Source organism: Pseudomonas sp. Pseusp97 (assembly GCF_047304025.1).
Taxonomy (GTDB): Bacteria; Pseudomonadota; Gammaproteobacteria; order Pseudomonadales; family Pseudomonadaceae; genus Pseudomonas.
In genome coordinates this window covers 1-4,396 of record NZ_JBGLYK010000323.1, presented here as the reverse complement: position 1 = coordinate 4,396, position 4,396 = coordinate 1, and the positions used below count along the sequence as shown (strand labels likewise).

Annotated in this window: 5 protein-coding genes; 2 read left to right on the top strand and 3 right to left on the bottom strand. The window is 65.8% G+C overall.

Annotation, left to right across the window (positions count from 1 at the left end):
• Window positions 1–196: 196 nt before the first annotated feature.
• Window positions 197–901: a glutathione binding-like protein gene (locus ACCC94_RS28055; protein WP_413352862.1), complete on the bottom strand. Its 705-nt coding sequence runs from the start codon at window positions 899–901 to the stop codon at window positions 197–199.
• A gap of 155 nt (window positions 902–1,056) precedes the next feature.
• Between ACCC94_RS28055 and ACCC94_RS28050 the strand changes: the two genes are divergently transcribed.
• The gene (locus ACCC94_RS28050) at window positions 1,057–1,494 is read left to right on the top strand and encodes an HIT family protein (RefSeq protein ID WP_413352861.1); all 438 of its coding nucleotides are present in this window, start codon (window positions 1,057–1,059) and stop codon (window positions 1,492–1,494) included.
• 19 nt (window positions 1,495–1,513) lie between these two features.
• Here ACCC94_RS28050 and ACCC94_RS28045 read toward each other — a convergent pair whose 3' ends face one another.
• The gene (locus ACCC94_RS28045; protein WP_413352860.1) at window positions 1,514–1,933 is read right to left on the bottom strand and encodes a 3-isopropylmalate dehydratase; all 420 of its coding nucleotides are present in this window, start codon (window positions 1,931–1,933) and stop codon (window positions 1,514–1,516) included.
• Window positions 1,934–2,107: 174 nt separating this feature from the next.
• On the opposite strand from ACCC94_RS28045, the gene ACCC94_RS28040 reads away from it, so the two are divergent.
• The gene (locus ACCC94_RS28040; protein ID WP_413352859.1) at window positions 2,108–3,172 is read left to right on the top strand and encodes a GGDEF domain-containing protein; all 1,065 of its coding nucleotides are present in this window, start codon (window positions 2,108–2,110) and stop codon (window positions 3,170–3,172) included.
• On the opposite strand, the gene ACCC94_RS28035 is transcribed toward ACCC94_RS28040, so the two are convergent.
• On the bottom strand, window positions 3,154–4,197 hold the full coding sequence (locus tag ACCC94_RS28035; protein ID WP_413352858.1) for an acyltransferase family protein: 1,044 nt from the start codon (window positions 4,195–4,197) through the stop codon (window positions 3,154–3,156). The two genes, ACCC94_RS28040 and ACCC94_RS28035, sit on opposite strands and share 19 nt — an antisense overlap.
• Window positions 4,198–4,396: the final 199 nt, after the last annotated feature.

Genomic DNA, 4,396 nt, shown 5'->3' with positions numbered 1-4,396 from the left:
GGGCGAATAACCTGGAACAGGTTATCCGCCATTCCTCGCGCGGCGGATAACGCTGGCGCGTTATGCGCCCTACGGAGAAGGGCGCGCGGGTTTTACATCCGTTGTAGGAGCGAGCTTGCTCGCGAACCCGCCCAGCGTCTTAGCTGCCGGGAAATTGTTCGCGAGCAAGCTCGCTCCTACAGGTCAATACCGGAGGTCAGTCGCGCTTGGGAATGTTCAATCCACGTTGCACCGCCGGCCGCGCGAGGAAGCGTTCGAGCACGCGCTTGACGTTCTGGAAGTTGTCGAAGCCCACCAGCTCGCCCGCCTCATAGAAACCGATCAGGTTGCGGACCCACGGGAAGGTGGCGATGTCGGCGATGGTGTAGCGCTCGCCCATGATCCAGTCGCGCCCTTCGAGGTGGCGGTCGAGCACGGCCAGCAGTCGCCTGGATTCGTCCACGTAGCGCTGCAGCGGGCGCTTGTCCTCGTAGTCCTTGCCGGCGAATTTGTTGAAGAAGCCGATCTGGCCGAACATCGGGCCGATCCCGCCCATCTGGAACATCAGCCACTGCAGGGTTTCATAGCGGCCGCTGGCGCCGGGGGCGATCAGCGAGTCGGTCTTGTCGGCCAGATAGACCAGGATCGCACCGGACTCGAACAGCGCCAGCGGCTTGCCGTCCGGCCCGTTGGGGTCGAGGATCGCCGGGATCTTGTTGTTCGGGTTCAGCGAGAGGAATTCCGGCGACATCTGGTCGTTGCGCTCGAAGCTGACCAGGTGCGGCTCGTAGGGCAGGCCGAGCTCTTCGAGGATGATCGACACCTTCACCCCGTTGGGAGTAGGCAGCGAGTACAGCTGCAGGCGGTCAGGGTGTTCGGCGGGCCATTTGCGGGTGATGGGAAACGCGGAAAGGTCTGGCATGCATACTCCGGTGAGGTCACTGAGGCAAAGCAGCGAAGGCCTCAGGATAGCCCTCCGCGCGCCACCGGTCATGACCCGCGCGGCGCAAACCGGTATGGTGCGGGCCCATAGACAAGCAACCGGCCCGTCGCGGGCGACAGACAAGGAACCCCAGCATGAGCCTGCAAGGCACCTACGATCCGCAGAACATCTTCGCCCAGATCATTCGTGGCGAGGCTCCCTGCTACAAGCTGTACGAGGACGACGACGTGCTCGCCTTCCTCGACCTGTTCCCGCAGTCCTACGGTCACGCCCTGGTGATTCCGAAGAATTCCCCGGCGCGCAACATCCTCGAAGTCGACCCCGAGGCGCTGTCCAAGGTCATGCGCGTCGTGCAGCGCCTGACCGGCGTGATCGTCGAGGAGCTCAACCCCGACGGCGTGCAGGTCGCCCAGTTCAACGGCGCGCCGGCCGGGCAGACGGTGTTCCACATTCACGTGCACATCGTTCCGCGCTATGCCGGCGAGGGCCTGGGCATCCACGCGGCAAACAAGGCCGATGCGGGGGAGCTGGAGAAGCTGCAGGCGCGCCTGGTTGCCCGTCTGAACCGCTGAGGCGCACCTGTGCCTGCGGTTACTCGACCGCCGGCTTGATGTCGAACCCGGTGCGGTTGTCGCTGACGATGCGGAAGGCGTTATTGCCGCCCGGCTCCAGCGGCACCAGCAGTTCACGGCGCAGCATGGCCTTGCTGCACAGGCCTTCGCCGTCCTTGTCGCCGATGATGCCGACCACGTGCTTGCCCACCGGTACGTGGAAGCTGGCCGACTCGCCCTTGCCGATGCGTGCGGCGATCTGGTGGTCGATGGTGAAGGCGACAAGGCAGCCGCCGCCGATGTAGCCCACATCGCGGGTGACCTCGACCTTGACGCTGTCCTTGCCCGGTTGCTGGTAGGCCAGCAGGCGGTCGGTGGGGACGGGTTGGACTTCATCGCTCTGGTACGAAGCACAGCCGGAAAGCGCGAGCAGGGACAGGACGGCAAGGATCGAACGCATAGACTTCCTCCATGGACAATGCAGCCTAGGCTAGCCCATCCGCCCGGTTTCCGTCGGGTTGGCTACGCGTTGTAGGAAATTGGAGTAGTCTTCTGATGACGTGAATCGGGCTGGAGTGCCCGGATGCCGCCATTTCGGCCGAACCGCCGGGCGGTCGAGCCAAGGAGCAGGGCGATGCACCGCAACAGCGATCCCGACCACCTGTTCGAGTCCAGTGCCGGGCCCACCGGGCTGGAAGAGGCGGACCATCGTTTGCTGATGCGGCTGATCTTCGCTTGTACCGGTGCGACCCTGGGGGTGTTCTCGATCCTGCAGTATCTTGCCGGCAACCTGTGGCTGTCCGCTGCGGAACTGGCGACCTGTGGCTTGCTGCTATGGGCGGCGCACCGGCTCAAGCGGGTCAGCCGGCTGGTACCCTGGATCATTGCCTACCTGCTGCCGACCTTCTGCTTCATCCTCTACATCATCGTCATGCCCAATGCCTCGGCCACGGCCTTCGTCTGGGTCTACCTGATGCCGGTGATGGCCTACCTGCTGCTGGGCAAGTGGCGCGGCTTCCTGCTTGCCGTGCCGTTCATGCTGATCGCCACGCTCATGTACCTGCATGCCAACCGCCTGCGGCTGGATGCGCCGGGGTTGATCGACATTGGCAACGGCGTCTTCTGCGGCGTGCTGGTGATCGCCTTCATGCACGTGTACGAGGAGCGCCGCGCCGCCGCCTACAAGCAACTGCGGCACCTGGCGCTGACCGATGCGCTGACCGGCGTGGCCAGCCGCGAGAGCTTCCAGCGCGCGCTGCGGCGCTGCATCCAGGAGGCGGCGCGCTACGAGACGCGGCTGGTGCTGGTGGTGCTGGACGTCGATCACTTCAAGAACATCAACGACGAGTGGGGCCACGATGCCGGCGACAAGGCGCTGCAGCACCTGTGCAATCGCCTGCGCCACCGTCTGCGCGCCACCGACCTGATCGGCCGGCTGGGGGGCGAGGAGTTCGGCCTGCTGTTGCCGTTCACCGACCGCTTCGACGCCAAGCCGCTGGTGGAGTCGCTGCGCCGGGAGATCGACGAGGCACCGCTGCTCTATCACGGCGAACGCATCCAGATTTCCGCCACCTTCGGCCTTGCCGAGTGGCCGGGCGATGGCCTGGATGCCGACGAGCTCTACCGCTGCACCGACCGCCGCCTGTATCGCGGCAAGGCCGAGGGGCGCAACCGCCTGGTCTACAGCGACCCGGCCTGAGCCCGCCGCGCCGCCAGCGGCTCGGCAACGCGTGCATAGGCCGCGCGCAGCTGGCGGGCCATCTTCCGTTCCACCCATTCGTAGCTGAGCCACGACAGCAGCAGGATCGCCGGCACGCTTAGGCTCAGTGTCTGGTAAGGCGTCAGGCCGAGCCGTTCATGCAGCCAGTACGCGGCAAGCCAGAGCACGATCACGTGCAGCAGGTACACCGAATAGGACCAGTCGCCCAGCGCATGCAGTACCCGGTTGCGCTCGAACAGCGGCTCCAGCGCCACACAGGCTGCCAGCAGCGCAGCGGCGGGCAGGCCCCAGGTCAGCAGGCGCCATGGGTGGTCGGCGGGGAACAGTGCGATGGTCGTCACTGATATCACGACCGTCAGCAGGGCCAGCGGCCGGGGCAGGTTCAGCCAGCCGCGTCGGTACAGTGCTGCCAGGCCAAGCCCGAGGAGGAACTCGAAGATGATCGGGTTGCGGTAGAAGTTGCTGATCCATGGCTCGCGCGCCAGCACCTGCGCCACCAGCAGCACCAGCGCGGTCACCAGCCAGGGACGCCAGCGCTCGGCGACCAGGAAGGAGAGGGCGAACAGGCCGTAGAAGAGCATCTCGAAGTTCAGCGTCCAGCCCACCGGCAGCACCGGGTAAAGGCCGAAGCCGCCGGGGTTTTCGCTGGGGATGAACAGCAGCGAGAGCAGCAGCGATTTGCCGCCGACGCCGTAGATCGGCATCACGTCGGCGAAGGCATGGATGATCAGCGCGGTGATCGCCGTATACAGCCAGTAGGCCGGAGCGACACGGGCCAGGCGCTGCACCAGGAAGGTCAGCGGAGACATCGGCCGGCCGGCGCTGGAGAGATGGATCACGAAGCCGCTGAGGACGAAGAAGATGTCCACCCCGACCTGGCCGCGGGTGGAGAGGAGCCTGCCGCCGAGGCTGTCGGCGCGGAAATCGAAGAACACCTGCATGAAGTGATGGAACACCACCAGCCAGGCGGCCAGTGCCCGTAGTGCCTGAAGCGAAACCAGCATGGGTGGGCGAGTCCTCCGTCGGCGGATAAAAGAAAGGGGCGCGATTTTGCGCGCCCCTTTCCTCGACAGTCGGATTTCGCCGATCGTTCACCGGCCCTGCTGGACGGTCGCCGCCGGCATCGCCGGTCCACGTTCGATGCGCAGGCACAGCAGCGCCGTGGCGACGGCCGCGACCGGCAGCAGCGCGCCGACCCACGGC

What these genes read in the sequence shown, in the direction of transcription:
- ACCC94_RS28055 (WP_413352862.1), bottom strand. Translation starts at nt 901, where the DNA reads ATGCCAGACCTTTCCGCGTTTCCCATCACCCGCAAATGGCCCGCCGAA.
- ACCC94_RS28050 (WP_413352861.1), top strand. Translation starts at nt 1,057, where the DNA reads ATGAGCCTGCAAGGCACCTACGATCCGCAGAACATCTTCGCCCAGATC.
- ACCC94_RS28045 (WP_413352860.1), bottom strand. Translation starts at nt 1,933, where the DNA reads ATGCGTTCGATCCTTGCCGTCCTGTCCCTGCTCGCGCTTTCCGGCTGT.
- ACCC94_RS28040 (WP_413352859.1), top strand. Translation starts at nt 2,108, where the DNA reads ATGCACCGCAACAGCGATCCCGACCACCTGTTCGAGTCCAGTGCCGGG.
- ACCC94_RS28035 (WP_413352858.1), bottom strand. Translation starts at nt 4,197, where the DNA reads ATGCTGGTTTCGCTTCAGGCACTACGGGCACTGGCCGCCTGGCTGGTG.